At 69.5% G+C, this 25,860-nt stretch carries 26 protein-coding genes and 4 pseudogenes; 14 read left to right on the top strand and 16 right to left on the bottom strand.

Annotated elements, in window-relative coordinates:
• Window positions 1-14: 14 nt before the first annotated feature.
• Window positions 15-893 carry a LysR substrate-binding domain-containing protein gene (locus HLB44_RS29670; RefSeq protein ID WP_173131791.1) on the bottom strand — a complete coding sequence of 293 codons (879 nt, stop codon included), beginning with the start codon at window positions 891-893 and terminating at the stop codon, window positions 15-17.
• Between the two features lie 117 nt (window positions 894-1,010).
• Between HLB44_RS29670 and HLB44_RS29665 the strand changes: the two genes are divergently transcribed.
• The 8 genes from HLB44_RS29665 to HLB44_RS38010 all read left to right on the top strand — a co-directional run bounded on the left by HLB44_RS29665 (window position 1,011) and on the right by HLB44_RS38010 (window position 6,957).
• Window positions 1,011-2,195, top strand: coding sequence for a muconate/chloromuconate family cycloisomerase (locus tag HLB44_RS29665; protein WP_173131787.1), 1,185 nt, complete (start codon window positions 1,011-1,013; stop codon window positions 2,193-2,195).
• Window positions 2,196-2,206: 11 nt separating this feature from the next.
• Complete coding sequence (gene catC, locus HLB44_RS29660) at window positions 2,207-2,485, top strand: muconolactone Delta-isomerase (RefSeq protein WP_173131783.1); 279 nt, start codon at window positions 2,207-2,209, stop codon at window positions 2,483-2,485.
• A gap of 23 nt (window positions 2,486-2,508) precedes the next feature.
• On the top strand, window positions 2,509-3,498 hold the full coding sequence (locus HLB44_RS29655) for a tripartite tricarboxylate transporter substrate binding protein (protein WP_173131780.1): 990 nt from the start codon (window positions 2,509-2,511) through the stop codon (window positions 3,496-3,498).
• Window positions 3,499-3,546: 48 nt separating this feature from the next.
• Complete coding sequence (locus tag HLB44_RS29650; RefSeq protein WP_173131777.1) at window positions 3,547-4,476, top strand: dioxygenase family protein; 930 nt, start codon at window positions 3,547-3,549, stop codon at window positions 4,474-4,476.
• 1 nt (window position 4,477) lies between these two features.
• Window positions 4,478-5,194, top strand: a complete 717-nt coding sequence (locus tag HLB44_RS29645) for a 3-oxoacid CoA-transferase subunit A (RefSeq protein ID WP_173131774.1) — start codon at window positions 4,478-4,480, stop codon at window positions 5,192-5,194.
• 9 nt (window positions 5,195-5,203) lie between these two features.
• Window positions 5,204-5,917 carry a 3-oxoacid CoA-transferase subunit B gene (locus HLB44_RS29640; RefSeq protein ID WP_173131771.1) on the top strand — a complete coding sequence of 238 codons (714 nt, stop codon included), beginning with the start codon at window positions 5,204-5,206 and terminating at the stop codon, window positions 5,915-5,917.
• A gap of 73 nt (window positions 5,918-5,990) precedes the next feature.
• Window positions 5,991-6,563: an NADPH-dependent FMN reductase gene (locus tag HLB44_RS29635; protein WP_173131768.1), complete on the top strand. Its 573-nt coding sequence runs from the start codon at window positions 5,991-5,993 to the stop codon at window positions 6,561-6,563.
• A 31-nt stretch (window positions 6,564-6,594) separates the two neighbouring features.
• Window positions 6,595-6,957, top strand: a complete 363-nt coding sequence (locus HLB44_RS38010; protein WP_281375242.1) for an AMP-binding enzyme — start codon at window positions 6,595-6,597, stop codon at window positions 6,955-6,957.
• Here the strand turns inward: HLB44_RS38010 and HLB44_RS29625 are convergent.
• A pseudogene (locus tag HLB44_RS29625) lies at window positions 6,909-7,217 on the bottom strand (efflux RND transporter permease subunit); the annotation flags it as partial. The gene HLB44_RS38010 and the pseudogene HLB44_RS29625 sit on opposite strands and share 49 nt — an antisense overlap.
• A gap of 55 nt (window positions 7,218-7,272) precedes the next feature.
• Between HLB44_RS29625 and HLB44_RS29620 the strand changes: the two are divergent.
• A pseudogene (locus HLB44_RS29620) lies at window positions 7,273-7,485 on the top strand (efflux RND transporter permease subunit); the annotation flags it as partial.
• Between the two features lie 109 nt (window positions 7,486-7,594).
• Here HLB44_RS29620 and HLB44_RS29615 read toward each other — a convergent pair.
• Entirely contained in the window at window positions 7,595-8,902 is a 1,308-nt protein-coding gene (locus HLB44_RS29615) for an NAD(P)/FAD-dependent oxidoreductase (RefSeq protein WP_173131765.1), read from the bottom strand.
• A gap of 240 nt (window positions 8,903-9,142) precedes the next feature.
• Between HLB44_RS29615 and HLB44_RS29610 the strand changes: the two genes are divergently transcribed.
• On the top strand, window positions 9,143-9,367 hold the full coding sequence (locus HLB44_RS29610; RefSeq protein ID WP_173131762.1) for a hypothetical protein: 225 nt from the start codon (window positions 9,143-9,145) through the stop codon (window positions 9,365-9,367).
• A 21-nt stretch (window positions 9,368-9,388) separates the two neighbouring features.
• Window positions 9,389-10,051 (top strand): hypothetical protein, encoded by a 663-nt coding sequence (locus tag HLB44_RS29605; RefSeq protein ID WP_173131759.1) that lies wholly within the window; start codon window positions 9,389-9,391, stop codon window positions 10,049-10,051.
• Between the two features lie 17 nt (window positions 10,052-10,068).
• On the opposite strand, the gene HLB44_RS29600 is transcribed toward HLB44_RS29605, so the two are convergent.
• From HLB44_RS29600 to HLB44_RS29590, 3 genes are read right to left on the bottom strand one after another with little or no spacing between them, the layout of a single operon-like run.
• Window positions 10,069-11,175, bottom strand: a complete 1,107-nt coding sequence (locus tag HLB44_RS29600; RefSeq protein WP_173131755.1) for a porin — start codon at window positions 11,173-11,175, stop codon at window positions 10,069-10,071.
• Window positions 11,176-11,206: 31 nt separating this feature from the next.
• Window positions 11,207-12,244 (bottom strand): PepSY-associated TM helix domain-containing protein, encoded by a 1,038-nt coding sequence (locus HLB44_RS29595; protein WP_173131752.1) that lies wholly within the window; start codon window positions 12,242-12,244, stop codon window positions 11,207-11,209.
• On the bottom strand, window positions 12,241-12,783 hold the full coding sequence (locus HLB44_RS29590) for a helix-turn-helix domain-containing protein (RefSeq protein WP_246312534.1): 543 nt from the start codon (window positions 12,781-12,783) through the stop codon (window positions 12,241-12,243). The genes HLB44_RS29595 and HLB44_RS29590 overlap by 4 nt, the downstream gene beginning before the upstream one ends.
• Window positions 12,784-12,904: 121 nt before the next feature.
• Here HLB44_RS29590 and HLB44_RS29585 point away from each other — a divergent pair, with 121 nt between their 5' ends.
• Complete coding sequence (locus HLB44_RS29585; RefSeq protein WP_173131750.1) at window positions 12,905-13,645, top strand: DUF4198 domain-containing protein; 741 nt, start codon at window positions 12,905-12,907, stop codon at window positions 13,643-13,645.
• Window positions 13,642-14,664, top strand: a complete 1,023-nt coding sequence (locus HLB44_RS29580; protein WP_173131748.1) for a 2Fe-2S iron-sulfur cluster-binding protein — start codon at window positions 13,642-13,644, stop codon at window positions 14,662-14,664. The genes HLB44_RS29585 and HLB44_RS29580 overlap by 4 nt, the downstream gene beginning before the upstream one ends.
• 500 nt (window positions 14,665-15,164) lie before the next feature.
• Here HLB44_RS29580 and HLB44_RS36845 read toward each other — a convergent pair whose 3' ends face one another.
• The 4 genes and pseudogenes from HLB44_RS36845 to HLB44_RS29565 all read right to left on the bottom strand — a co-directional run bounded on the left by HLB44_RS36845 (window position 15,165) and on the right by HLB44_RS29565 (window position 17,316).
• The gene (locus tag HLB44_RS36845; protein ID WP_217283851.1) at window positions 15,165-15,410 is read right to left on the bottom strand and encodes an FCD domain-containing protein; all 246 of its coding nucleotides are present in this window, start codon (window positions 15,408-15,410) and stop codon (window positions 15,165-15,167) included.
• A 28-nt stretch (window positions 15,411-15,438) separates the two neighbouring features.
• A pseudogene (locus HLB44_RS38005) lies at window positions 15,439-15,516 on the bottom strand (L-rhamnose mutarotase); the annotation flags it as partial.
• Between the two features lie 33 nt (window positions 15,517-15,549).
• Window positions 15,550-16,680, bottom strand: a complete 1,131-nt coding sequence (locus tag HLB44_RS29570; protein WP_173131744.1) for a mannitol dehydrogenase family protein — start codon at window positions 16,678-16,680, stop codon at window positions 15,550-15,552.
• A 19-nt stretch (window positions 16,681-16,699) separates the two neighbouring features.
• Window positions 16,700-17,316: pseudogene (locus tag HLB44_RS29565) on the bottom strand (zinc-binding dehydrogenase).
• Between the two features lie 54 nt (window positions 17,317-17,370).
• Here HLB44_RS29565 and HLB44_RS29560 point away from each other — a divergent pair.
• Complete coding sequence (locus tag HLB44_RS29560) at window positions 17,371-19,683, top strand: ATP-binding protein (protein ID WP_173131742.1); 2,313 nt, start codon at window positions 17,371-17,373, stop codon at window positions 19,681-19,683.
• Between the two features lies 1 nt (window position 19,684).
• Here HLB44_RS29560 and HLB44_RS29555 read toward each other — a convergent pair whose 3' ends face one another.
• The 6 genes from HLB44_RS29555 to HLB44_RS29530 form a co-directional block, all read right to left on the bottom strand.
• Complete coding sequence (locus HLB44_RS29555; RefSeq protein ID WP_173131739.1) at window positions 19,685-20,539, bottom strand: substrate-binding periplasmic protein; 855 nt, start codon at window positions 20,537-20,539, stop codon at window positions 19,685-19,687.
• Between the two features lie 122 nt (window positions 20,540-20,661).
• A complete protein-coding gene (locus HLB44_RS29550; protein ID WP_173131736.1) occupies window positions 20,662-21,279 on the bottom strand; it encodes a 2-dehydro-3-deoxy-6-phosphogalactonate aldolase in 618 nt (205 codons plus the stop codon).
• Window positions 21,276-22,193 (bottom strand): 2-dehydro-3-deoxygalactonokinase, encoded by a 918-nt coding sequence (locus HLB44_RS29545; RefSeq protein ID WP_173131733.1) that lies wholly within the window; start codon window positions 22,191-22,193, stop codon window positions 21,276-21,278. The genes HLB44_RS29550 and HLB44_RS29545 overlap by 4 nt, the downstream gene beginning before the upstream one ends.
• Window positions 22,194-22,215: 22 nt before the next feature.
• Window positions 22,216-23,229 (bottom strand): galactofuranose ABC transporter, permease protein YjfF, encoded by a 1,014-nt coding sequence (yjfF, locus tag HLB44_RS29540; protein ID WP_173131730.1) that lies wholly within the window; start codon window positions 23,227-23,229, stop codon window positions 22,216-22,218.
• Between the two features lie 100 nt (window positions 23,230-23,329).
• Window positions 23,330-24,379 (bottom strand): ABC transporter permease, encoded by a 1,050-nt coding sequence (locus HLB44_RS29535; RefSeq protein ID WP_173131727.1) that lies wholly within the window; start codon window positions 24,377-24,379, stop codon window positions 23,330-23,332.
• Window positions 24,376-25,860 carry a sugar ABC transporter ATP-binding protein gene (locus tag HLB44_RS29530; protein WP_173131724.1) on the bottom strand — a complete coding sequence of 495 codons (1,485 nt, stop codon included), beginning with the start codon at window positions 25,858-25,860 and terminating at the stop codon, window positions 24,376-24,378. Before HLB44_RS29530 ends, HLB44_RS29535 begins: the two co-directional genes overlap by 4 nt.

Raw genomic sequence — 25,860 nt, 5'->3', positions numbered from 1 at the left:
CCGGCACCCGCTGCTCAACGCCCCGCCGCGCGGCGCAGGCGATCGGCAAACTCGCGCGCCGCCGTGCTGCGCGACGCGCCGCGCCGCCACAGCAGGCCGGCGTGTCGCACGATCATGGGCGCGGTGAGCGTCATCGCCGTCACGTCGGGTGCCAGCCGCGCTGCGCGCTCCGGCACGATGCTGGCCAGGTCGCCGTGGCGGCAAACGGCGATCAGTGCCTCCACCGACGCCACCTCGACCCGCACCGCCGGCTGCACGCCCGCCAGGCGCAAGCCTTCTTCGATGAGCTTGCGCGTCGTGAAGCTGCGCGGCAGCAGCGCCAGCGGCAGCCCGGCCAGGGCCTTCATCGCCACCTGCCGGCGCGCGGCCCACGGGTGCGCCGGCCCGACCACCAGCAGCAAACGTTCGTCGAACAGCGGCTCGGTCTCGAGCTCGGCATGGGCCGTGGGATGGAATGCGATGCCCAGGTCGAGCTCACCGCCCAGCAGCTGATCCTCCAGCGGCGCAGCGCGCAGTTCACGCACCTCCACCGTGATCTTCGGATGGGCCTGGCTGAAGGCCGCCGTCGCGACCGGCACCACCGTGTTCAGGAAGGTCGGGATCGCGCCCACCGTCACCGAGCCCGCCTGCAGGCCGCTCAAGTCCGCCAGCGCCATGCGCCCGGCCTCGATCTCCTTCAGCGCCCGCGTGGCGTAGATGCGGAACTCCGCACCCGCCTGCGACAGCTTGAGCCCGCGGCCGAGGCGCTCGAAGAGCGCCAGGCCGAGATCGTCTTCCAGCTGCCGCAGCCCGTGCGACAGCGTGCTTTGCGTGACGAAGAGGTTCTGCGCCGATTGCGTCAGGTGCTCGGTGCGGGCGATGTCGAGGAAGTAGCGAAGCTGCCGGATCTCCATGCCTGCATGCTAAGTCGATCGTTCGACGATGTCGAACATTCCATGGAATCCAAATCATTGGATTGTTGGGAGCGTGCGGCTTAACCTGAGGTCATCTTGTACCCATCGGCAGCCCCCATGACGGACCGTCTCCTCATCGAACGCATCGAAGCCCGCATCCTCGACATCCCGACGATCCGGCCGCACAAGCTCGCCTTCGGTGCCATCAGCCGGCAGAGCCCGGTGATCGTGCAGCTGTGGCTGCGCAACGGCGCCACCGGGTTCGGCGAAGCGGCCACCATCGGCGGCCCGTCCTGGAACGAGGAATCGCCCGAGAGCATCCACCACGCCATCACGGCCCACCTCGCGCCCGCACTGCTCGGCCAGGACGGCGCGCACTTCGGCGCCGCGCTGGCGCGCATGGACCTGGCCTGCCGCGGCAACGCTTTCGCCAAGAGCGCGGTCGAGATGGCGGTCATCGATGCCGTCGCGCGCAGCCTGCACCTGCCAGCGTGGCAGTTGCTGGGCGGCAAGCGCCACGCGAGCCTGCCCCTGGCCTGGACCCTGGCCAGCGGCGACGTGTCGCGCGACCTGGAAGAGGCGCAGTTGCGCCTGGAACAGAAGCGCCACCGCATCTTCAAGATCAAGATCGGCGCCCGCACCCCTGAGCAGGACGTGGCCCACGTGGCCCGGATCGCGCGCGGCCTCGCCGGCCGCGCCACGCTCACCGTCGACGTCAACCAGGCCTGGGACGGCAGCACTGCACGCCGGCACCTGCCCGCGCTGATCGACGCTGGCGTCACGTTGATCGAGCAACCGGTGGCCAGGTGGAACGTCGAGGCCCTGAAGACGCTGACCGCCGAGCTGGGTGGCCGCGCCAGCCTGATGGCCGACGAGTCCGTCTGCACGCCCCAGGACGCCATGTCGCTGGCCCGCGTCCAGGCTGCGCAGGTCTTCTCGCTGAAGGTGGCCAAGCACGGCGGCCTGCTGCGCACCCGCGACGTGGCAGCCGTTGCCGAGGCCGCTGACATTGCGTGGTATGGCGGCACCATGCTGGAGACGTCGATCGGCAGTGCCGCCTCGGCGCACGTGTTCTCCACCCTGGGCCCGTTGCACCACGGCTGCGAGCTGTTCGGCCCGCAGCTGCTGGTGGACGACCTGGTCACCGAGCGCATGGCCATCCGCGACTTCGAACTGCAATTGCCCGACGGCCCGGGCTTCGGCCTCACCGTCGAGCTCGCGCAACTGAATCGCTTCGACCGTGCGCGCAGCGGCCTGAAGGCCGTGCACGTCGATCTCGGCCAGCGCGCCACCCTGGCCTGAGGAGCCATCACATGCTGTTCCTAGTTCGCATGGACGTCCACATCCCGCACGAGATGCCGGCCGAACGGGCCGCCGAGATCAAGGCGCGCGAGAAGGCCTACGCGCAGGCGCTGCAGCACGACGGCCGCTGGCGTCACCTGTGGCGCGTGGTGGGCGAGTACGCCAACTACAGCGTCTTCGATGTCGCCGGCAATGACGAACTGCACGAGTTGCTGTCGCAGCTGCCGCTGTTCCCCTGCATGACGCTGCAGGTCACGCCGCTCGCGCAGCACCCTTCGGCCATCGCCTGACCCCCACCATCACGAAAGACACGATGAAGCACACCACATCGGCCACACTGGCCGCCGCGCTGACCGGCGCGCTGCTCATGGGCAGCGCGCTCCCCACTCACGCCCAGGCCACCGACTGGCCCAACAGGCCCGTGCGCTGGGTCGTGCCCTTCCCGCCGGGCGGCGCGATGGACGTCATCGCGCGCATCCTCGGCGACAAGGCCGGCAAGGCCCTGGGCCAGACCTTCGTCATCGAGAACAAGGCCGGTGCCGGCGGCAACATCGGCGCCGAGATGGTGGCCCGCGCCCCGGCCGATGGCTACACGATGATGATCACGTCCATCGGCATGGCCACCAACAAGGCCCTGTACGGCAAGCTGGGCTACGACCCGGTCAAGGACTTCGCCCCTGTCAGCCTGCTCGCCGTGGTGCCGAACGTGCTGGTGGTCAACACCAGTCGCCAACAGGCAAAGACAGTGGCCGAAATAGTGGCCGCGGCGCGCCAGTCGCCGGGCAAGTACACGTACGCCTCGGCCGGCAACGGCACCTCCATCCACCTGGCCGGCGAGATGTTCACGGCGCTCACCAAGACCGACCTGCTGCACGTTCCCTACAAAGGCAGCGGCCCGGCCGTGGCCGACCTGCTGGGCGGACAGGTGGACTTCATGTTCGACAGCATCACCTCGGCACGACCGCACATCGCCTCCGGCAAGCTGCGCGCCATCGCGGTGACTACGCCCAAGCGCTCGAGCACGCTGCCTGGCGTGCCCACGGTCGCCGAGGCCGGCGTGGCGGGCTACGACGTGTCGCCCTGGTTCGCGGTGTTCGTGCCGACCGGCACGCCCCCGGCGGTCATCGCGAAGATGAATGCCGCGCTGTTGGCGGCGATGAAGCAGCCCGAGGTGGTGGCGCGCTTCGAGCAGATCGGTGCGGAAGCCATCGGCTCCACCCCGCAAGGCCTGGCCCAGCACCTGGCAAGCGAGACCACGCGCTGGAGCCAGCTGATCGCCGCGCGCGACATCAAGCTCGACTGACCTGCCTGCGTGTCGTCAACCCACCCTGCCCCTTGCCGGAGCCCTGCCATGTCCGAACTGAATCAGAAGCAATTGCTCGAGCTCGTCACGAGCGTGAACGTTGCACCGGGCAACGCCCGTGTTCGTGCCCTGGTGGCACGTGTCGTCGGCGACCTCTTCAAGACCATCGACGAACTGGACGTCAGCGCCGACGAGTTCTGGAAAGCCGCCGACTGGCTGTCGCGCCTGGGCACGAGCGGCCAGGTGGGGCTCATCACCGCAGGCCTCGGCTTCGACCGCCTGCTCGACATCCGCGCTGACGAAGCCGATGAACGCGCGGGCCGCAGCGGCGGCACGCCGCGCGCCATCGAGGGGCCGCTGTACGTGGCCGGTGCGCCGCTGTCGAAGGTGGAAGCCCGGTTGGACGAGGGCAACTCCGCCGGCGAAGTCTTCGTGATGGAGGGCCAGGTGCGCACGCTGGCCGGCCAGCCCGTGGCGCACGCGCTGATCGACGTATGGCACGCCAATTCGCAGGGCGGCTATTCGCACTTCTTCCCCGGCCTGAAGCCTTATGAGTTGCGCCGCCGCATCGAGACCGACGCCAAGGGCCACTACCGCTTCCGCACCGCGCTGCCGCCGGGCTATTCCATTCCGCCGAACAGCCCCACGTCCGAGCTGTTCGAGGCCCTGGGCCGCCACGGCCACCGCCCGGCGCACGTGCACTTCCTGGTCGCGGCACCGGGCCAGCGCACGCTGACGACGCAGGTGAACATCCCGGGCGACACCTACATCGACGACGACTTCGCCTTCGCCACGCGCGACGGCCTCATCGTCGAACTGGAGCGCGGTGTGGCGCCGGCGGGCTACGAATCGCTGGGCATCAGCGCGCCTTTCGTGCGTTCGCGCTTCGACTTCGTGACGCAGCCTGCGGCGACCGCCGGCGAGGCTTCGCCTGCCGCGCGCCTGGCTCGGGTTCAGGCGACGGCCGGGCGGGGCTGACATGATCAACAAGCTCGCAAACTCGGTGGCCGAAGCCCTGGCCGGCACGCCCGACGGCGCCACCGTGCTCATCGGCGGCTTCGGCACCGCCGGCATCCCGAATGAACTGATCGACGGTCTCATCGAACAGGGCGCGCGCGAGCTCACGGTGGTCAACAACAACGCCGGCAACGGCGACAGCGGGCTGGCCGCGCTGCTGAAGGCCGGGCGCGTGCGCAAGATCGTCTGCAGCTTTCCGCGCCAGGCCGACTCGCATGTCTTCGATGCGCTCTACCGCAGTGGGCGCATCGAGCTGGAACTGGTGCCGCAAGGCAACCTGGCCGAGCGCCTGCGTGCGGCCGGTGCGGGTGTCGGTGCCTTCTTCACGCCCACCGGCTACGGCACCGATCTCGCGAAGAACCCCGACGGCAGCGCCAAGGAAACACGCGTCATCAACGGCAAAGGCTACGTGCTCGAGTACCCGATCCACGGCGACCTCGCGCTGGTGAAGGCCGAGCGCGGCGACCGCTGGGGCAACCTGGTCTACCGCAAGGCCGCGCGCAACTTCGGACCCGTGATGGCCACCGCCGCGAAGCGCACCGTGGCCACGGTGCACGAGGTCGTCGAACTGGGTGCGCTCGATCCCGAGAGCATCGTCACGCCGGGCCTCCACGTCAGCCGCATCGTGCGGGTCGAACGCGTGGCCACGGCGGCCGGCGGCTTCAAGAACGCGGCCTGAGGAGACACCATGACAAGCTATCAACGTCGCAGCAAGGATGAGCTGGCGCGCCGCGTTGCGCAGGACATCTTCGACGGCGCAGTCGTCAACCTGGGCATCGGCATGCCCACCACCGTGGCGAACCACCTGCCGGCGGGCATGGAGGTCGTGCTGCACAGCGAGAACGGCATCCTCGGCATGGGGCCGGCGCCGGCCGATGGCGACGAGGACTACGACCTCATCAACGCCGGCAAGCAGCCGGTGACCCTGCTGCCCGGCGGCGCCTACTTCCACCATGCCGACAGCTTCGCGATGATGCGCGGCGGGCACCTCGACATCTGCGTGCTGGGCGCCTTCCAGGTCTCGGCCACCGGCGACCTGGCCAACTGGAGCACCGGCGAGCCCGGCGCCATCCCGGCCGTGGGCGGCGCGATGGACCTGGCGATCGGCGCCAAGCAGACGTGGGTCATGATGGACCTGCTCACGAAACAGGGCGCCAGCAAGATCGTGCAGGCCTGCACTTACCCGCTCACCGGCGTTGCCTGCGTGAAGCGCATCTACACCGACCTCGCCACGCTGGCCTGCACGCCGCAGGGCCTGCAGCTGATCGACAAGGTCGATGGCCTGGACCTTGCGGCGCTCGAAGCCCTGGTCGGCCTGCCGATCCGGGCCTTGCACACCCAGGACCTGATCGTCCAGCGGCCGGCGAAGCCGAGCCAACTGCGCATCCATCGTCTTCGTTGACCGCGGCGAGCCTTGTGGACTGGCCGGCGCGGGCGTACAACCGGTGCCCCTTCACACTGCCCAGGAGCCGCGCATGGCCACTTACAAGGTCGGATATTTCGTCGGGAGCCTGTCCTCGACGTCAATCAACCGTCTGCTTGCCAAGGCGCTCGTGAAGCTGGCGCCGCCCGAACTGGATTTGAGCGAGATCGCGATCAAGGACCTGCCGCTGTACAGCCAGGACTACGACTCCGACTACCCCCCGGTGGCCCGCGCGTTCAAGCAGGCCATTGCCGACGTCGACGCGGTCCTCTTCGTGACGCCCGAATTCAACCGCTCGATCCCCGGTGGATTGAAGAATGCCATCGACTGGGCGAGCCGGCCCTGGGGCAAGAACTCCTTCGCGCAGAAGCCTTCGGCCGTGATCGGTACTTCGCCGGGTGCCATCGGCACCGCCGTGGCGCAGCAGAGCCTGCGCGGCGTGCTGTGCTTCTGCAATTCACCGCTGATGAACCAGGTCGAGGCGTACATCCAGTTCAAGCCCGAGCTCATCACCCCCGACGGCGAGGTCACCGACGAAGGCACGAAGAAATTCTTGCAGACCTACATGACAGAGCTGCATGCCTTCATCGTGCGTGTGCTGACCGTGCTGCCGCGCAAGGCCTGAAGGCTCGAAGAGTTGCTCGACGCGCCTTACGATGGCCTCTGGCAGCGCACGCGGTTCAGGTCGCGGTCGTCGCCGTGGAGCTCGGCGCACCGGGCCCGCCGAAATCGAGGCGCTGCTGATGGGCACGGGGCTGCTGGAGGACGCGGCCACCATCGGCGTTCCCGACCCCGTCAAGGGCACGGCCGTGGTCTGCCTGTGCGTCGCACGGCCCGATACGGACCGTGATGCGCCAGTGAAGGTCGCTAACGGGCATTGCACGCAGCGCGAGTCGACACGACGCCACAGCACATCCTCCAGCAATTGGGAACGCGAGGCAGGAAGAGCGGAAGGGCGACGCAGGGCATGTCAGTACTCCCAAGGCAAGCCCGAGGACGACTGGCCGGCCGCCGTTTGACGGCGCGCAACGAGCCGTCTGAGCCACTGAACGCCATCGTCCACATAGCTGTACACCACCGGAACGACCAGCAGGCTCAGCACCGTCGAAGTGACCAGGCCGCCGATCACGACGATGGCCATCGGCGCGCGGAAGGCAGGATCGCCGGACCAGCCCAGCGCGACGGGCGTCATGCCGGCGCCCATGGCGATCGTGGTCATGAGGATCGGCCGGGCTCGCTTGCGGCAGGCGTCGAGAATGGCCACTGCGCGGTCCAGCCCATGGCCTGCTGGTCGACTACATCGTCATCGCGCGCCGGGACCGAACGCGGCGCGTGACGCCGAGGAGTTCGGTGAACTGGCCGTCGGCTTCGGCGTCGCGATGCTGACCGGCGTGCTGTGCATCTACATGGTCCTGGTGCTGCTGCTCAAGGACTTCGCGCAGCCCGGCACGATCCTGAGCGCCCTGGTGCTGTCGGTGCCAGGGGCCATCCTGGCCCTGTTCCTGACGGGATCGGCCCTGTCGATGCCGTCCATGATCGGCTTGATCAGCCAAAAGCCGGCAGGCGAGCGCGATGTCAGTGCTGCCGACCGCGAACGGCGCGAGCTCATTTGCGCTTCTTGTGGCGGCCGACCCCGCGCCAACGAGTCACCTGGCGTCAATGCAGCTTGACGAGCGGACGGGTGCGCCGCGCGATGCCGCGGGACAGCGTTTCCAGCGCCACCTTGGCGGTGCCGTGCAGTGTCAGCTCGTGCTTCTTGTAGGGCGACAGGTACATCAGGCGGGCGAATGCGCCTTCCACCATGAAGTTGCGGCCAACGAGGCCGCCGATCATGTTGCCGACCGTCCCGAACTTGCCCAGCGACACCAACGATCCAAAGTCGCGGTAGCGGTACTCCTGCAGCGGCTTGCCGACAAGTCGCCTGCGAATCTGCTTGTACAGATGCAGCGCCTGCTGATGCGCGGCCTGCGCTCGAGGCGGGACCGTGCCGTCGCGCCACGGGCATGCCGCGCAGTCACCGAACGCAAAGATGTTGTCGTCGCGCGTGGTCTGCAGCGTCGGGCGCACGACCAGCTGATGGACGCCGTTCGTTTCCAGCCCCAGGTGCTGGAGGAAATCCGGCGCCTTGACGCCGGCGGCCCATACAACGAGCTCGGCCGGCAGCACTCGACCATCCACCAGCCGCACGCCGTCACGCAGCACCTCGGCCACGCGCACGCTGGTATTCACCTTGACGCCCAATTGGGTCAACAGCGCCTGCGTGACGCAGGACAGTCGCGGCGGCAACGCCGGCAGCACGCGGTCCGACGCTTCGATCAACGACACCCGCAGGTCCTTGTCCGGATCGACGCGATCGAGGCCATAGGCCAGAACCTCCCGCATCGTTCTGTGCAATTCGGCGCCCAGCTCCACGCCGGTGGCGCCGGCACCGATGATGACCATCTTCAGCTGCTCGGGGCGCAGCGGCGCTGCTTGCGCATGGGCACGGATGCAGGCATCGACCATGCGGGCATGGAAACGTCGCGCGTCGACCTGCGACTCCAGCTTCATCGCATGCTCCGTCACGCCGGGCGTGCCGAAATCGTTGCTGCGGCTGCCGACCGCAATGACGAGCGTGTCATAGCCGAACTCGCGCTGCGGCGTGATCTCGCGGCCCTCCGCGTCGTGTGATGGAGCGACGAGAACGCGCCGACCCTCACGGTCCAGCCCCGTCATCTCGCCGATGCGGTATCGGAACCGGTGCCCGTGCGCGTGCGCCAGGTAGTCCACCTCATGGACCGCGAAGTCCATGCTGCCGGCAGCGATCTCGTGCAGTTTGGGCTTCCACACATGCGTGCGATTGCGGTCGATCAGCGTGATGTCGACTGCGTGGCCGATACGATCGCCCAGGCGCGTGGCGAGCTCCAGACCGCCGGCGCCGCCGCCGACGATCACGATGCGGTGTCGGGTCGAGGCAATGTTCATCCAGCAGATTCTCGGCCTCGGATGCCTGCACGATGTGCCGCAACGATGGCCTGCGGCAGGCCCTCCGTGCCGTTGTTCGGCCCGCCAGCGGCACATCGTGCGGACGATCCCGCCGCAGTCACGGCGTGCCGCGAGGGCCGTGGGATTTCGCAGGATATGCCGCCGGACAGCACACAACGGCAAGAAGCGCTGCGGCTGCTCACCTATCCTTCTTGCAACACAGGCAGTCGGAGAAATGCAATGACGGACCGCATCTTCCCCCCTTCAGCCCACCGGCCGGCGAGAGTCGAACTGCGTTTTGTTCACCGGCGCAACGACCGCAAGTCGCTGGCGTTTCCTTGCGATTCAGCAGGTCGTGTCGACCTGGATGCACTCGATGAGCGCAGCCGCAACGACTACCTGTTTGCCCGCGCGCTGATGGGACGCGACTACGCGTTCCCGGTGATGGCCTCCTGCGATCGCTGAATTTCAATTCTTGAGGAGCCCATGAATCTCACAACACTCCTGGCCGGCCTGCTGGCCGCCCCGCTGCTGGCGCATGGCGCGGGCGGCCACCATTCGGTCGACGACGCTGACATTCTGCCGGCGGGCGCCTGCGAACAGGAGAACTGGGCGAGCCGCGCCCAGGGCGGTGTCCGCCTGCTGCACGTCGGCGGCGCGTGCCGGCTCGGTCCCGTGCAGCTCGGTGCCGCGGCGGAATACACGCGCGACCAGGGCGCTTCGGCGACGGCGTGGGGCCTGGAGGTGAAGTGGGCTCATGCAGTAACGCAGAGCCTGAGCGTCGGCGTGGTGGCACAACCGGTCTGGCAGGCGCACCTGCGGCCGCGGTACCAGGGCGTGAGCGCGCTGGCGCTCGCCACCTGGCGGCCACGCGACAAGCTTGCCTTTCATGCCAATGCGGGGCGCGATTTTTTTAACGGCGGCGAAGGCGAGAAGCGCGGCGGCATTGCGGCCGAATGGATGCCGACGCAGGACTGGTGGCTGACCGCGGAGCGCTACCGAGAGCAGGCGACGCACTTCACGCGCGCCGGCGTACGCTGGCTGGCGGCGGAACACTGGAGCGTGGACATGAGCCGGTCCCACCGTCTGGCGGGACCGGCGCCCTCGAACTGGACGATCGGCTTGAGCCTCGCCTTCGGCGCGGACTGAGCACCGCGCGCGCAGCGCTAGAAGCTGTGCTTGACCCCGAAGTCGAATCCGTTGGATGACTGGCCCGGGGCCGTCACGGCGCCGTTCAGGGCTGAGGCAGACGCGCCCTCGTTGCTCACGTGAGCGGCGGCCGTATACAAGGCCGTGCGCTTCGACAACGGATGGACATAACCAACACTCCACTTCCTGGCCGTCGGGCTGCCTGCCGCATCAGTGCCGTAACGCGAGTACGCAACCCGGATGGTGCCGACGCCGGCGGGGACCAGCGCGCCCGCCAGCCAGCCCTTGGCGCTGATCGCGCCTTTCCGGTCCCATTCGACCATGCCCATGACGTGGGCCCCACCGAAGTTGTAGCTCGCGCCCGCATTGCTCTGCCGGACCTCGCCCGCTGCGTAGCGAGTCCGGCTGGTTGCGCCGGAGACCGTGAACTTGCCGGTCGAGTAGACGGCGCGGATGCCATGGCCGGTGCCATCCTTGGCGGTGGCGGTACCACTGGGATTTTCACCCAGGTAAACCATGGCGTGGAATTGGATGCCGGAGCCATTGAATCCCCCGGGCCCATATCCGATCGCGGCGGCATTGAATCCATGACCGTAGAGATACGACACGCTGTTGGAGGCGCGGACCAGGGTCGGGCCGGTGATCGCGGAATTCAACACCTGGCTGCCTCCGCTGCCGCTGAGGTCGAATGGATCGAAGTCGGCGATATTCAGGTACTGCGGCACGAAGTCGCGGCCGAGGCGAATCTCACCCCAGTTGCCTCCCAGGCTGACATGCGAACGGCGGTTGAACGTCAGACCCCCATTGCCTCCAATACCGGAGGACTGGTTATTGGAGTTGGTGATCTGGCCGCTGCCGGTGTCGGCGTTGAAGCCGCTTTCCAGCCAGAATCCGGCCTTGAGGCCGTCACCAAGGTCCTCGAAGCCCTTGAAGGCGAGCCGGGAGGCGGCAAGGTAGCCATTGGCCAGTTGAGTCTGGTTCGAAACGCTGCCGGAACCATGTGCCACGGCCAGGTCCACGGCACCGAACAGGGTCACGTTGGACTGAGCGAAAGCGGTTCCGGCGAACGAAGTCGCGAGGACGGCAGGCACGATCGCTTTCAATGCGGTCAATTTCGATGGCATTCGATTTGTCTCCAAAAGGTTGTCGGGGTTTTCATTTCGTCCGCAAGCGCTGCACCGCGCCCGTCAAGGCCAGCCCCGCGAGTGCCAGCGCGAGCAGCGTCCACAGCACGCGCGCCGCGAGCGTGGCCCCCAAGCCCGGGCTGCCGGGCAGCGAGCCGATGTGCAGCGGGTAGACGACGTTGAGATAGCGCACGCTCAGCGGCTGCTCGGCGGCGCGCACGATGCGCAGCACCGAGGCGTCGGCTGCGCTCACGAACACGTTGTTCAGACCGATGGGATGCCACTCGTCGCCGCGCATCCGAACGCGCACCACACCGTTGCGGGGCGGGTAGATGCGAATGGGGCGCGCCTGCGGCAGCGCTGTCGCGGCAGCGGCAAGGGCCTGGCCCAGCGTCGCCGCCTGCGGCCCGCTGGCAGCCGGCGCAGCGACGCTGGGTGCGGCGGCCGCCTGGCCCGGCCAGGCCGACAATGCCGCGCGCGCCCAGTCCGGTGAGCGCAGCACGAAGCCGGTGACCAGCATCATCGCCAGCGGCAAGACGACCACCGGTCCGACCAGGCGATGCAGGCGCCGCCACGGCGTGCGCGCCGGCAGGTGCCGCACCCGCCACCAGACCCGCAGCCCCATCGCGACAAGCACCAATGCGGTCAGCGCGATCGCGCGCAGCAGCCACGGTCCGACGTCAGCGAGCAGCAGGCGTTCATGCAGGCCGTACAGAAGCGTCCTCGCCTGGCTGCTGTCCGGCTGCAGTGCGCCGGCCGTGCCATGCAATGCATCGACTTCGGCCCAGCCACTCTCGTTGGATTCCGAGGCGAGCAGGCGCACGCTCACAGGCGCATCCGCTTTGCCCGGCAGATTCACGTACTCGAACTTGGCCGTCGGATACCGGCGCGCCAATTCGGCCAGGCCCTGGTCCACCGCCTGGGCCCAGGCCTGAACCGCGGGCGGGCTCTCCTGCGGCGCCGGCAGCGGCTGCATCCACAACAGGGCGGCGCCGCCCAAGGCCTGAATCGCGAGCAGCGGCGCGAGCACCCAGCCGAAGCGGCCGTGCCATTGGTAGGCGAGCTTCATGCGACCTCCCGTTCACGGCTGCAGTCCGCGGCGGCCTGTGCACTGCGCTGGCGGCTGATGTACTGGCCCGGCGTCATGCCGCAGGTGTTCTTGAAATACCTGCACAGATGACTCTGGTCGTAGAAGCCGGCCAGCAGCGCTGCAGACGCCGGCGACTCGCCGCTGGCGAGCAGCGACTTCACCTTCTGCAGACGCAGCCCCCAGATGTAGCGGCGCGGCGAGTCGCCCGCATGTTGCCGGAACACCGCGCAGAAGCGCCAGACGCTGAGTCCGGCCTTGGCGGCCAGCTCATTGAGCGACAGGCGTTCGTCGAGATGCTCGTCGATGTACGTGATGGCCCAGGCGATGCACGGATGGTTGGTCACTTTCGATTCCTTTAGCGGCGTTGCTTTCAGTTTCCTGACGGGACAAGAGTAGGAGTCGAGAGCAGCAACTTCAAATCGATTGCCGTCCCGGCAAACGCACAGCATTGCGTTGTGATGGCGTGGATCGGCACGAAATCTCGAATGCGAGTAGCGCGCAAAGCCCAGCAATTCCATCCAAGAAGCTCCGCGACACGGCATCTAGAGTCGCCTCGCGAAGACGCACAAGATCCTTCCTCTGCAATTGCGCCGGATTGATCGTTTTTCTTGTTCCAACCACCAGACGATAGGAGAAGCAATGAAGACTCTCGGCAAGCTTGCCCTCGTGGCGAGCGTGATTGCGGGCCTGGGCGCCGCGACCGTGGCACAGGCCCATGGCATCTGGTTCGCACAGCGCTCGAACCAGCTCGCACTGATCTACGGTGTCGGCGCGGAGGACCTCGACGCAGTGAAGCGCCTGCCCAAGGTGAAGACCGTCGCGGCTTACGACGAGAACGGCAAGGAGGTGCCGACGCAGCTCGCTCCCAACGGGCCGCTGCTCGTGCTGAACACCGACAACCAGCCGGCAATCGTCGCCGCCATCCTCGACAACGGCCTGTGGTGCAAGACGCCCGACGGCAAGTGGCACAACAAGGGCAAGGACGAGGTGCCCGATGCGACGATCAGCGAGCACACCGTCAAGTACACGGTCCACCTGCGCCGGCTGAATGTGGCGCCGCCCGTGCTGCACGCCCACAAGCTGCAGATCGTGCCGCTCGTGAAGCAACTGCCTGAGCAGATGGGCCAGGCACTCACGGTCCGGGTGCTGTATGAAGGCAAGCCCGTGCAGGGCGCCAGCGTGCAGCCCGACTACGTCACCGACCCCGACTCCGAACCGGTGAAGACCGGCGCCGACGGCACCGCCACGATCAAGGTGCGCAACCAGGGCCTCAACGTCGTCGTTGCAACGTTCGCCACGCCGCCCGCGAATCCTGCGAAGACGAATCGCGACGAACACCTCGCGACGCTGTCGTTCGTGCTGCCGCACCTGCCCGAGTGATCGTGCTCGCCTGGAACGGCATCCGCAGTTGGCTGCGCAGCCGCCGCCCGGTGCATACGCTCGCCCCGGCGCTGAAGGTGCGCGTGCGGCGCATCGTCGACGAGACTGTCGACATCAAGTCGTTCGAGCTCGTGAGCGCCGACGGCTCTGCGCTGCCCGCCTGGAGCGCCGGCGCGCACATCGACATGCGGCTCGACGACGAGACCGTGCGCCCCTACTCGCTGTGCGGCGCGCCCGGCGCACGCGACGCGTACCACATTGCGGTCAAGAACGAGCCCGACTCGCGCGGCGGCTCGCGCGCGATGCACCAGCGCGTGAGGGTCGGCGACACGCTCGTCATCGGCGGCCCGCGCAACCACTTCGCGCTCGTCGACGGCGCGCGCCACCACGTGCTGATCGCCGCCGGAATCGGGATCACGCCGCTGTTCGCGATGGTGCAGGAGCTGCAGGCTCGCGGCGCCTCGTACGAGCTGCATTACTTCACGCGCTCGATCGCCGAGACCGCGTTCCACCAAGTGCTTTCTGCGCCGCCGTACGCCGGCGGCGTGAGCTTCCACCACGCCGTCGGCGGGCGGCTGCGCGAGCTGCTGCGGCGGCTGCTGTGGCAACACCCTCCGGGCCACCACCTCTACATGTGCGGCCCGCGCCGCTTTACGGCGGTCATCGACGACGTCATCGCCGGCATCTGGCCGTCCGAGGCGATTCACGTCGAATACTTCGGCGCTGACCCGGCCGCCGAGGCGGCGCCGAACCGCGCGTTCGAGGTCAAGCTGGAGCGCTCGAAGCGCACGATTGCGGTGGCCGCCGACGACAGCATCGCCGACGCGCTGTGCGCGCACGGCATCGACGTCGTCACCTCGTGCCGCGAGGGCGTCTGCGGCACCTGCCTGACCGGCGTCATTGCCGGCACGCCCGACCATCGTGACGCGTTCCTCAGCGACAAGGAGCGCAAGGCCGGGGACAAGATCATGATCTGCGTTTCGCGCGCGAAGTCCGCGCAGCTCGTGCTCGACATCTGACACTTTGGGTTGCGCGCTGGCGTCGCTCGCGAGATGCGCACCGGCGGCGGCGTGAGGCCGTCCGACGCGGCGTAGTCGTTCAGCGTGCGCAACGCCGGCTGCACGAAGGCCTCGCCCAGCTCGATTGCCGCGCCGCCCAGCACGATGCAGCCCGGGTCATAGGCCGCGGCCAGGTTCTGCAGCAGCACGCCCAGGTAGGTGCCCGCCTTCTTCGCCGCGCGCTGCGTCTCGGCGTCATCGGCGCCCAGGCGCCGCTGCACTTCGGCCAGGGGATCGGAAGCGGCGGGACACCAGCAGTTGCTCAAGGGCATCAATCGGATGGCGCTGGATCAACCAGCAAGTCGCACTCTCATGGATGCGGTCGGCCGCCTGATCGTTCCTCACGCGGCCATCGCCGGCACGGTGGATGAAATGCCCACGCACGGCGACTTCGTGGCCCGCGTGCGAGCTGCTGCCGAACCGCGATTGCCAGCCCGCGCTGGCGGCCCGCCGCCCGAGCCTCACGCGCCCACCCAGCGCAGCGTGGAAGCGCGCAGATGCGCGCGCATCGCCGCCTGCGCGGCGATCGGGTCGCGGGCCTCGATGGCCGCCAGCACCGCCTCGTGTTCGGCGAGCGCGGCCTTCCAGGTCCGCGTGCTTTCGAAGCGCGAGCTGATCTTGGCCGAGATCGGGCTGTGCCGCTCGTCGAACAACTCGGCGACGAGCCGCACCAGCACCGCGTTGCCGGTGACCTCGGCCAGCGTCAGGTGGAACTCGCGGGGACGCGGCCAGTCGCGCCATCACCGCTGGCCAGACGTCGGCATGCAGCCGCTTGTACTCGGCGATGCGGTCCGGCTCGATGCCGATGACCATGCCCATGCGTTGCATCGTGGGGGACTCCCGTATTCAAGTGGCGGCCATCGCCGCGCGCAGCCGGGGCTGGGCCAGCGCGGGCACCCGCGTGCGCGCCAGCGCGATGCAGGGCTCGATGCGGCGCGCCTTCTTCTGCGCGTGGTTCTGCGCGATGTCGGCCAGGCGGTGGGCGAGGAAAGGATTCAGCAGGCGGTCGCGCAGTTCGACGAGGTAGGCGCGCGCGCCGGGCCCGTCGCCCAGCGCATCCAACACCGGCAGCACCTCCTCGCGCCAGGCGGCCTCCAACGCGTCGCGCAGCGCCGGCGTCTGCATCGCCTGCAGCACCGTCATGTCGGCCGGGTGGGCCTGCTTCATCCACGCATCGGCCAGCAAGGTGTGGCCCAGGTTCAGCAGGAAGAGCTTGCGCCGCTCGAAGCGGTCCAGATCGTCGGTGAGCACGATGGCGGGGTGGCGGCACGGCAGCACCAGCCGCGGCTGCTGCTCGATGGCCCACAGCGCGTAGGGCTCGGCCACCGCACCCACCGGCTCCAGCGCCTGCGAGACGATGCGGTCCACCAGCGAGTTGGCCCACACCGGCTGCCGCTGCAGCCAGTCGATGAAGGCGGGCGCGCAGCCCCATTCGCGCGCCAGCGTGACGACGATCGCGCGAAGTTGATTGCCGTTGCGCGACACCAGCTCGCAGGGCAGCAGCGTCAGCTCGGCGTCGGGCCGGGCGTGCCAGCGGTCGTGCAGCAGCACCAGCAGCTTGGCCGGAAAGGCAGCCGGCGCCGGCGCGGCATCCGGCAGCAGATGCGGGCCGTCGGCGGCCTCGAGCTGCCAGCCCTGGTCGGCCGTGTTGGAGACGAGCACCCGCACCGGGCCGCGCATCCGCTCACGCACTGCGTGCCAGTGCACGCGCGCATCCAGCGCCTCGCGCACGGCGTGGCCGGTCTCGTGGCGTTCCAGCGGCGCGCCGCCCGCGAGCCCGCGCACGATCACCGGGTAGCCCTCGGCACGCGCCAGCGCCTGCATGCGCGCCACGGCGGCCGGCTGGCCGCTGGACTGCACGACGGTGATGCCCCCCAGCGCCTCGCCCCGCTCGCTGGCCTGCGACACGAACAAGTCGACATGGGCCTGCAGGAAGCGGCCGGTGCCGAACTGGAGGATCGGGGGCTCGGGACTCATGGCAACCTCCACCAGCACGTCAGCACTCCACCAGGGCCTTGATCACGCCCTCGGCCGGGTCGAGCAGGCGCTCGAATTGTGCGGGCAATTCGTTCAGCGCCAGGCGGTGCGTGGGCAGCGCGCGGTCGGGCACCTGGCCGGCGCGCATCGCCGCGGCCACGGCCTCGAAACTTCCGCGGTGGCGTTGCGGCTGGACAGCAGCGTGGCCTCGCGCTTGTGGAACTCGGGGTCGGAGAAGCGGATGTCGCCTTGCACGATCGAGATCAGCACATAACACCCGGCGTGAGCGACGAAGCGGAACCCGCGCTCCATGGCCTGCGCATTGCCGGTGGCGTCGAACACCGCATCGAAGAACTCGCCGTCGGTCAGGCGCGCCAGCTGGGCGTCGTCGCACTCGCTTAAGCCCACGGTCGCGCTGACGCCGACCTCGCGCTGCGCGAAGGACAGGTAGGGCATGACATACACCGCATCGCCGGCCACCCGGCCGCTGCCGGCATCGGCCTGCTCGACCACGCCGGACAACTCGTGCCCCATCACCCGCGGGTAGCTGAGGTAGGGCTGGTTGCCGGTGACGATGTGCAGGTCGGTGCTGGCTGGACCGCCAGGCATGACTGCGGACCGGCCGGCGCATTTGATGCGCCGCTCGCGCCGTCGTGTCGGCGGCAGCGCTTCCGAGCTACATTCCGGTGCATGAAGCCGTCCAAGAACACGGCTGCGGCGATGGACGCGGCACCGGCCGACCGTCCGCGGCCGCCCTCCACCGGCTGGTGGGCGGCGGTGTCGCGCACCCCACGCGGCGGCATCGCCGTCGCGCTGCTGCTGCGCGTGGTGTTGTTCAGCACCGTGGTGACGCTGCTGCTCACCGTGTTTCAGCTCAGTCTGAGCTACCGCAACGAGCGTGCGCGACTGGACGGGCGCTTCGCCGAGATCGAGCAGGCCAGCGCGCGCAGCCTGGCCGAGAGCCTGTGGGCGGTGGACACGCGGCAGATCGAGGAACAACTGGACGGCATCGTGCGCCTGCCCTCGATCAGCGGGGCCGAGGTGCGCGACACGGGCGCCTCCGGCCGCCCGTTCACCCTCTTCCGCGGCCAGCGCCAGGCCAACGGGGTGGTCAAGGAGATTCCGCTCGCCTGCTGCGGCGCCAAGCCCCAGCCGATCGGCGTGCTGCGCATCGAGGCCACGCTGGACGAGATCTATCGGGACCTGGCCGCGCAGGCCCTCGTCATCCTGCTCAGCAACGGCGCCAAGACCTTTCTGGTCGCGTTCTTCATCCTCTTCATCGTCCACAAGCTGGCGACGAGCCACCTGCGCGACATGGCCGCCTCGGCGCGCAGCGTCAGCCTGGAAGGCGACACGGTGCCGCTGCGGCTGCGGCGCGCGCGCAGCGAGGGCGACGAGCTGGACCAGCTGGTCGATGCGCTGAACGCGATGCGCGAGCGGCTGGCCAGGCAGGCGCTGGAGTTGCGCAACGCCGATGCCCGCATGGCCGCCATCCTCGACAACCTGCCGGACCTGGCGTGGATGAAGGACACCGAGGGTCGGTTCACCGCCGTGAACCGGGCCTTCGCGGCCGCCAAGGGCTTCGCCGACCCGGCCGAGATGTTCGGCAAGACCGACCTCGATGTTCACCCGCCCGGGCTGGCGCGCAGCTACCGCAACGACGACGCCGAGGTGATGGCCGCGCGCGGCACGCGCCGCATCGAGGAGCAGCATGCCCGTGCCGATGGCAGCGTCGGTTTCATCGAGACCCTCAAGACCGCGCTGATCGATGCCGACGGACGCGTGGCGGGCACCGTGGGCATCGCGCGCGACATCACCGAGCGCCGCCAGGCCGAAGCCGACCGGGAGGCGCGCCGCGCGGCCGAGATCGCCAGCGAGGCGAAGAGCGCCTTCCTGGCGCACATGAGCCACGAGATCCGCACGCCGATGAACGCCATCATCGGCATGGGCTATCTGCTGCTGCAGGAGGAACTGAAGGCGCCCCAACGCGACCAGGTGCAGAAGATCCACCGCGCGGCCACGCTGCTGCTGGGCATCATCAACGACATCCTCGACTTCTCGAAGATCGAGGCGGACCGGCTGGACCTCGAGGCGATCGTGTTCGACCCGCGCGACGTGCTGGAGGGCGTGTCCGACATCGTCGGCCTGGCCGCGAAGGACAAGGGACTGGCGCTGCAGGTGGAGCTGCCGCCCGGGCTGCCGAAAGCGCTGGAGGGCGACCCCTCGCGCCTGCGACAGGTGCTTCTGAACCTGGGGCAGAACGCGGTCAAGTTCACCGAACGCGGCGGCGTCACGCTGCGCGTGCGGGTCGTTGAAGCGCAAGCCGACGCGGTGCGCCTGCGCTTCGAGGTGCAGGACAGCGGCATCGGCATGTCGATCGACCAGCGGCAGCGCCTGTTCCAGCCGTTCACCCAGGGCGAGGCGTCCACGAGCCGGCGCTACGGCGGCACCGGGCTGGGCCTGGCGATCAGCCAGCGCCTGGTGCACATGATGGGCGGCGACATCGACGTCGAGAGTCTGCCTGGGCAGGGCAGCCGCTTCGGCTTCGAGCTGCGCCTGCCGCTGCGGTCGCCGGCCAGGCCCCAGCGGGCGCCGGCGCCTGCGGACCCCTCGCGGCTGATCGGCCGGCGAGTCCTGCTGGTCGAGGACAACCCGATCAACGCCGAGATCGCCCTGTCGCTGCTGCGACGCGCCAAGCTCGAAGTGGACGTGGCCGAGGACGGCGAGCAGGCGCTGCAGATGCTGGAAGGCGCCCGCTACGACGCCGTGCTGATGGACTGCCTGATGCCGGTGCTCGACGGCTACGAGGCCACGCGGCGGTTGCGCCAGGATCCCCGCTGGCAGGACCTGCCGGTGATCGCGATGACTGCCAACGCGCTGGTCGGCGAACGCGCGAAGGTGCTGGCCGCGGGCATGAACGACCACATCGCCAAGCCCATCAACGTCGATGAGCTGTACGGCACGCTGGCGCACTGGGTGGGCCCGGCGGTGCCGCCGGCGTGAGCTACTTCCGGCGGTAGTCGTACCACAGCTCGGGCCGGTTCACCGGCGTGCCGGGCGTGACGAGCGGGTTCTTCAGTTCGATGATGACGCGCTTGTCCAGCTGCGCGCGGCGCAGGCGCTCGCCGAAGTGCTGGTCGAAGAGCCGGTCGGCGGAGCCGTCGGCGATCGCCTTCTCCAGCCCCTGGCGGATGATCTCGGACAGGCGCGTGTTGCCCTTGTTGAGCATGAAGTACGCGGTGTAGTAGGGGTAGTACAGCGCGATGCGCGGTTCGACCTCCAGTGCATCGGCGTTGCTGGCCTGCTCGTTCCAGATCTCCAGGACGCTGCGGGGAAAGTAGTCGAACCGGTTGCCGACCAGCATCTTGAACAATCCCTCGTAGCTCGGCCCGATGATCACGGGAATGCCGTTGGCGCGCAGGATCTCCGTGTCGGGCCAATACTGCCCCTGGGCCAGGCGCAATCGCTTCACGTCGTCCAGGCTGTTCACGCCGGCGAACTGCGCCGCGTCGCCCTTGCGCACCAGCCCCAGCCGCAGGCCCAGCACGCCTCGGTTGATCGGGATGTACACGGCCAGCAAACGCGCCTCGCGCTCGGCCGAGCTCGGCATCGGCGCGACGTCGATCGTTCGCCCGGCCTCGAGCTCCAGGATCTGGCGCTCCTGGTTCATCGGCGACTCGGCATGCTCGACGCGGTAGTCCGGGCCGACCTTGGACAGCGCCAGCTTCAGCAACTCCCGCGCGTAATCGAAGCGACGATCGCCTTCGAACTCGGGCCGCGGGAAGCGGACCACCTCGGCGGCGGCGGCGCCCTGGGCGGCAAACAGCAGGACGATCAGCAGGCGGGCGAGCAACTTCATGGACACCTCATGGCCGGCCATCTCCACGGGAGACGAGCACGTTCCATTCTGGGCGCAATGACGCGAACGAGGAAGGCGTGAGTGCCCCACCAAGGGCGCGTGCCGCAGGGCCGGCCGGGGGCTCAGCCGTGCCAGGCAGCGACGAAAGCGCGCGCCCGGCGTGCAATCTCGTCGAGATCGAACGCCGGCTTGAACAGTGCGCCGCCGATGCCGAAGCCGGTGGCACCGGCCGCGCGCCAGGCGGCCAGGTGCTCCGGCTCGAGGCCGCCGACGGGCCACAGCGGCGTGTCCTCGGGCAGCACGGTGGCCAGCGCGCGCAATGCCGCCGGACTGCTGCCTTCGGCCGGGAACAGCTTGAGCGCGTGCGCGCCGGCCCGCAGCGCGGCGAAGGCCTCGCTGGCCGTGAAGACCCCGGGCGCAGCGATCAGCCCGCGCGCGATCGTGCGCGCGACGATCGCCGGATCGAAATGCGGCGACACGATGAGCCGGCCGCCGGCCTGCGCCACCGCATCGACGTCGGCCTCGGCGAGCACGGTCCCGGCGCCGACCAGCGCATCGGCGGGCGCCATCGCCGCCAGCGTGGCGATGGCCGGCAACGCCCCGGGCCGGTTCAGCGGCACTTCGACGCCGCGCAGGCCGCAGTCGAACAGCACCCGGCCGACGTCGGCCGCGCGTTCGGGCTGCAGCCCGCGAAGAATGGCCACCAGCGGCGGCAGGTCGGCGGCGAAGGCAGGTCTCATGACGGGTGCTCCGACAGGCTTCGAAGGAAGGTCCGCCAGGCGGCGAGCTGCGCCGCCTGCGGGTCCAGCGTCTCGGTGCGGCCGCCGAAGTGGCGCGCACACCGGGCATGGCGCTCGGCCAGCGCCGGCTCGCCGAGCAGGCGCACGGGCTGCCCCGGCGGCAGGCCGCGGCGCAGCGCGTCGCGCCATTCGGCGGCGATGAGCAGGCCACTGACGTAGTCGGCCGTGCCGGCGGCGGGCGCGCCCGCCGCCATGACGCGGGCCCGTGCGCCGAACAGCGCATGGCCGAGCTCCTCGTCGCCCAGGGCCTGCACGCCGCGATCGAAGGCCGCGCCGGCATCGTCGGCCGCAACGGCCATCAGCGGCGCCAGCGTGCCCTGCGCGCGGAGCGTCGCGAACAGCTCGCCGCTCAGGTAGGTGCGCAGCTCGGCCACCACGCCGCCGTGCAGCCGCACCCACTTGCTGTGCGTGCCGGGCAGCACCGTCCAGCCATCGCCGGCGGCCAGTGCGTCCGCACCGAGAAGTTGTGTCTCTTCGCCGCGCATCACGTCCACGCGGCCGGCGCCGTCGCGACAGCACAGGCCGGGCACGATGCACCAGTGCGCGCCAGCCGGCGCGTCCGCCACCGGCACCACGTGGCGCGGCAGCTCGGCCAGCGGCACACCCGCGTCGAGGTACGGCACCTCCTGCCAGCCCAGCGCCGAGCCGACCATGCCCGACATCACGACCGGCACGCCCCGCGCCGCCGGCCAGCGCGCCAGCAGGTCTTCCAGCGCGCCAACGAAGCGGCCACGGCAGGCCAGGCTGCCCTGCTCGTCGCGGTGCAGCGCCAGCACCTCGCCGGCGTCGTCCAGCAGCCAGGCACGGCGATTGGTCGTGCCCCAGTCGATGCCGACGAACGCGGGCCGGCGCATCGCGTTTTCTGTCATGAGGATCCTAGGTCGATGGGCCCGGCCGGCGCTCGAACAGGCGCTGCAGCGCGCAGAACGCGAACAGCAGCGCGCCGATGACGATGCGCGTCCACCAGGAGCTGAGGCTGCCGTCGAAGCTGATCAGCGTCTGGATCATGCCCAGGATCAGCACGCCGAACAGCGTGCCGGCCAGGGTGCCGACGCCGCCGGACAGCAGCGTGCCGCCGATCACCACGGCAGCGATGGCGTCCAGCTCCAGCCCCATCGCGTGCAGGCCATAACCGGACAGCATGTAGGACGCGAACACCACGCCGGCCAGCGCCGAGCACAGGCCCGACAGCGTGTACACCAGCACCATGGTGCGTGCGACGGGCAGGCCCATCAGCAGCGCCGAGTGCTCGTTGCCGCCTAACGCGTAGACAGCGCGTCCGAAGTCGCTGGCATGCGCCAGGTACAGCCCGGCCGCCAGCACCGCCACGGCGACCAGCGCACCGACGCTGACCGAGGCCTCGCCGCCCAGCGGCACGCGGGCCTGCGCGACGGCGACGAAGCTCTCGTTCTCGATGCTGATCGAGTCGATGCTGATCACGTAGCACAAGCCGCGCGCCAGGAACATGCCGGCCAGCGTGACGATGAAGGGCTGCAGCCGGAAGCGCTGCACCAGCCAGCCCTGCAGCGCGCCGAAGGCGGTGCCGAGCACGAGCACCAGCGCGATGGCCGCGGCGGGCGACCAGCCCTGGCGTTCCACGAGCCACGCCAGCAGCATCGTCGCGAACGCGATCACGGCGCCCACCGACAGGTCGATGCCGCCGGCAAGGATCACGAAGCTCATCCCGACCGCGACGATGAGCAGGAAGGCGTTGTCGATCAGCAGGTTCAGCAGCACCTGCGCCGAGAAGAAGCCGTCGTAGGCAACGCCGCCGTAGCCGAACATCGCAGCGAACAGCGCTGTCGTCACCGCCAAGGGCACGTGGCGCGGATCGAGGCGCGGACCGCGCACCGGCGGCGCACGCCCGGTGAGCGCTTCAGTCGCGGTCATGAGAGCACCCCTGGCGCTTCGCGCCTCCCCGCCAAGCGGGGCTGAGCCCCTTCGGGCGGCCGGGCGGGGCTCATCGGCGCACCCTCCTGGGCGGGCACGTTCATCGCACAGCCCCCGGCGCGGGACGCACCGCCCACTGCCGCACCATCGCCCGGAATTCCGCCGATTGCAGCAGCATCACGACGAACACCACCGCCGCCTTGACCAGCAGGTTCATTTCCGGCGGCACGCCGATCGAGTAGATCGTGGAGGTCAGCGTCTGGATGATCAGCGCGCCGAGCACGGTGCCGGCCAGGCTGAAGCGGCCGCCGGTCAGCAGCGTGCCGCCGAGCGTGACCGCCAGGATCGCGTCCAGCTCCATCAGCAGGCCGGCGTTGTTGCCGTCGGCGCTCTTGACGTTGGAGCTGATCAGCAGCCCGGCCAGGCCGGCGCACAGGCCGCAGAACACGTAGGCGGCCACGGTGATCCGCTTCTGCCGCACGCCGGCCATGTGCGCGGCCGCGGGATTGATGCCGATGGCCTGCACGAACAGGCCCAGCGCGGTGCGCGTCAGCATTCCGTGCAGCGCCAGTGCCACCGCGCCGGCCACGAACACCGAGAACGGCAGCCCCAGCAGGTAGCCATTGCCGAGGTGGAAGTACGGCGGGTAGTACACCGTGATGATCTGCCCGCCGGTGAGCAATTGCGCGATGCCGCGCCCGGCCACCATCAGGATCAGCGTGGCGATGATCGGCTGCATGCCGACACCGGCCACCAGCACGCCGTTCCACAACCCGCACAGCGCGGCCACGCCGAGCGCCGCCGCCAGCGCCACAGGCATCGGGAAGCGGCTGTTCATCGTCGGTACGCCGTCGACCACCGTGAGCTGGCCGCCGACCATCAGCGCGGCGATCGCCGCGCTGATCGCCACCACCGCACCGACCGAGATGTCGATGCCGCGCGTGGCGATCACCATCGTCATGCCGAGCGACACCAGCACCAGCGGCGCAGCGCGGTTGAGGATGTCGATCAGGCTGCCGTAGAGATGCCCGTCGCGCCAGCGCAGTTGCAGAAAGCCCGGGTTGAAGGCCGCGTTCAGCGCCAGCAGCGCGAGCAGCGTAAGTACGGGCCAGAACAGCCGGTGGCCGAACAGGCGGCGCGACGCGCTCATGTCACCGCCCCGGTGATCAGCCGTCCGATGGTCGCCTCGTCGCTGCCGCCGGGCAGCTCGCCGACGAGGCGCCGCTCGCGCAGCACCGCGATGCGGTCGGCCAGGCGCGCAATCTCGTCGAGCTCCGACGAGACGAACAGCACCGCCAGTCCGGCGCGCGCCAGGCGCACGATCTCGTTCATGATCTCCTGCTTCGCCGCGACATCGATGCCGCGTGTCGGTTCGTCCAGGATCAGCAGCCGGGGCTCGGTCGCCAGCCAGCGCGCCAGGATCGCCTTCTGCTGGTTGCCGCCCGACAGCTGACCGATGGGGGTATCCGCATCGGCGGTGCGGATGTCGAGCGCGCGGATGTAGCGCTCTGCGATCTCCTGCTGGCGCCGCCGCGACAGGACCTTCCACAGCCCCTGCCGCGCCTGCAGCGCCAGCACGATGTTCTCGCGCACCGACAGGTCGGCGACGATGCCGTCGATCTTGCGCTCCTCCGGGCACATCGCCAGGCCGAGCGCGACCGCCTGCGCCGGATGCTCGAAGCTCACCACGCGGCCATCGACGCGCAGCTCGCCGCGGTCGGGCCGGTCCATGCCGAAGAGCAGCCGCGCGAGCTCCGTGCGGCCCGAGCCGAGCAGCCCCGCAAGCCCCAGCACTTCGCCGGGCCGGATCTGCAGGTCTGCGGGCTGCAGCGCGCCGCGGCGCGCCAGGCCCCGCGTCTCGAGCAGCGGCGCGCCGCCGCCCGACGCCGCGGCCGGCTGGCGTGCGCCCTCGGCGGCCAGCTCGCGGCCGATCATCGCCGCCACCAGCGCCGGCGCGGGCAGCTCGGGCGGCGTGTATTCGCCGACGAACTCGCCGTTGCGCAGCACCGTGATGCGGTCGGCCAGCGCGTAGACCTCGTCGAGGAAGTGCGTGACGAAGAGGATCGCCAGCCCCTGCGCGCGCAGCCCGCGCAGCACGGCGAAGAGGTGCTGCACCTCGTCGGCATCGAGGCTGGAGGAAGGCTCGTCGAGGATCAGCACGCGCGAGTGCATGCCCAGCGCGCGCGCGATCGCCACCATCTGCTGCACCGCCACCGGGTAGCGGCCCAGCGGCTGCCCCACGTCGATGTCCAGATGCAGTCGGCGCAGCAGTTCGCGCGCTTCGCGCACCATGCGCGCGCGGTCGATGAATCCGGCGCGCCGCGGCAGGCGGCCGGCGAAGATGTTCTCGGCCACCGAGAGGTTGCCGCAGAGGTTCACCTCCTGGTAGACGGTCGCGATGCCGACGCCTTGCGCCTCGGCCGGCGAGCGCGGGCGGATCGGCTCACCGGCGAGGCGGATCTCGCCGTCGTCGGCCGGGTGCACGCCGGTGAGCACCTTGATCAACGTGGACTTGCCGGCGCCGTTCTGTCCCATCAACGCATGCACTTCGCCCGCGCGCAGGTGCAACTGCACGTCGCGCAGCGCCTGCACGCCGACGAAGCGCTTGGTGATCCCGGAGAGCCGCAGCAT

This window comes from Pseudaquabacterium terrae (genome assembly GCF_013266755.1).
Classification (GTDB): Bacteria; Pseudomonadota; Gammaproteobacteria; order Burkholderiales; family Burkholderiaceae_C; genus Pseudaquabacterium; species Pseudaquabacterium terrae.
The sequence above is the reverse complement of the archived record's forward strand: the minus strand, read 5'-3'. Positions and strand labels throughout refer to the sequence as shown.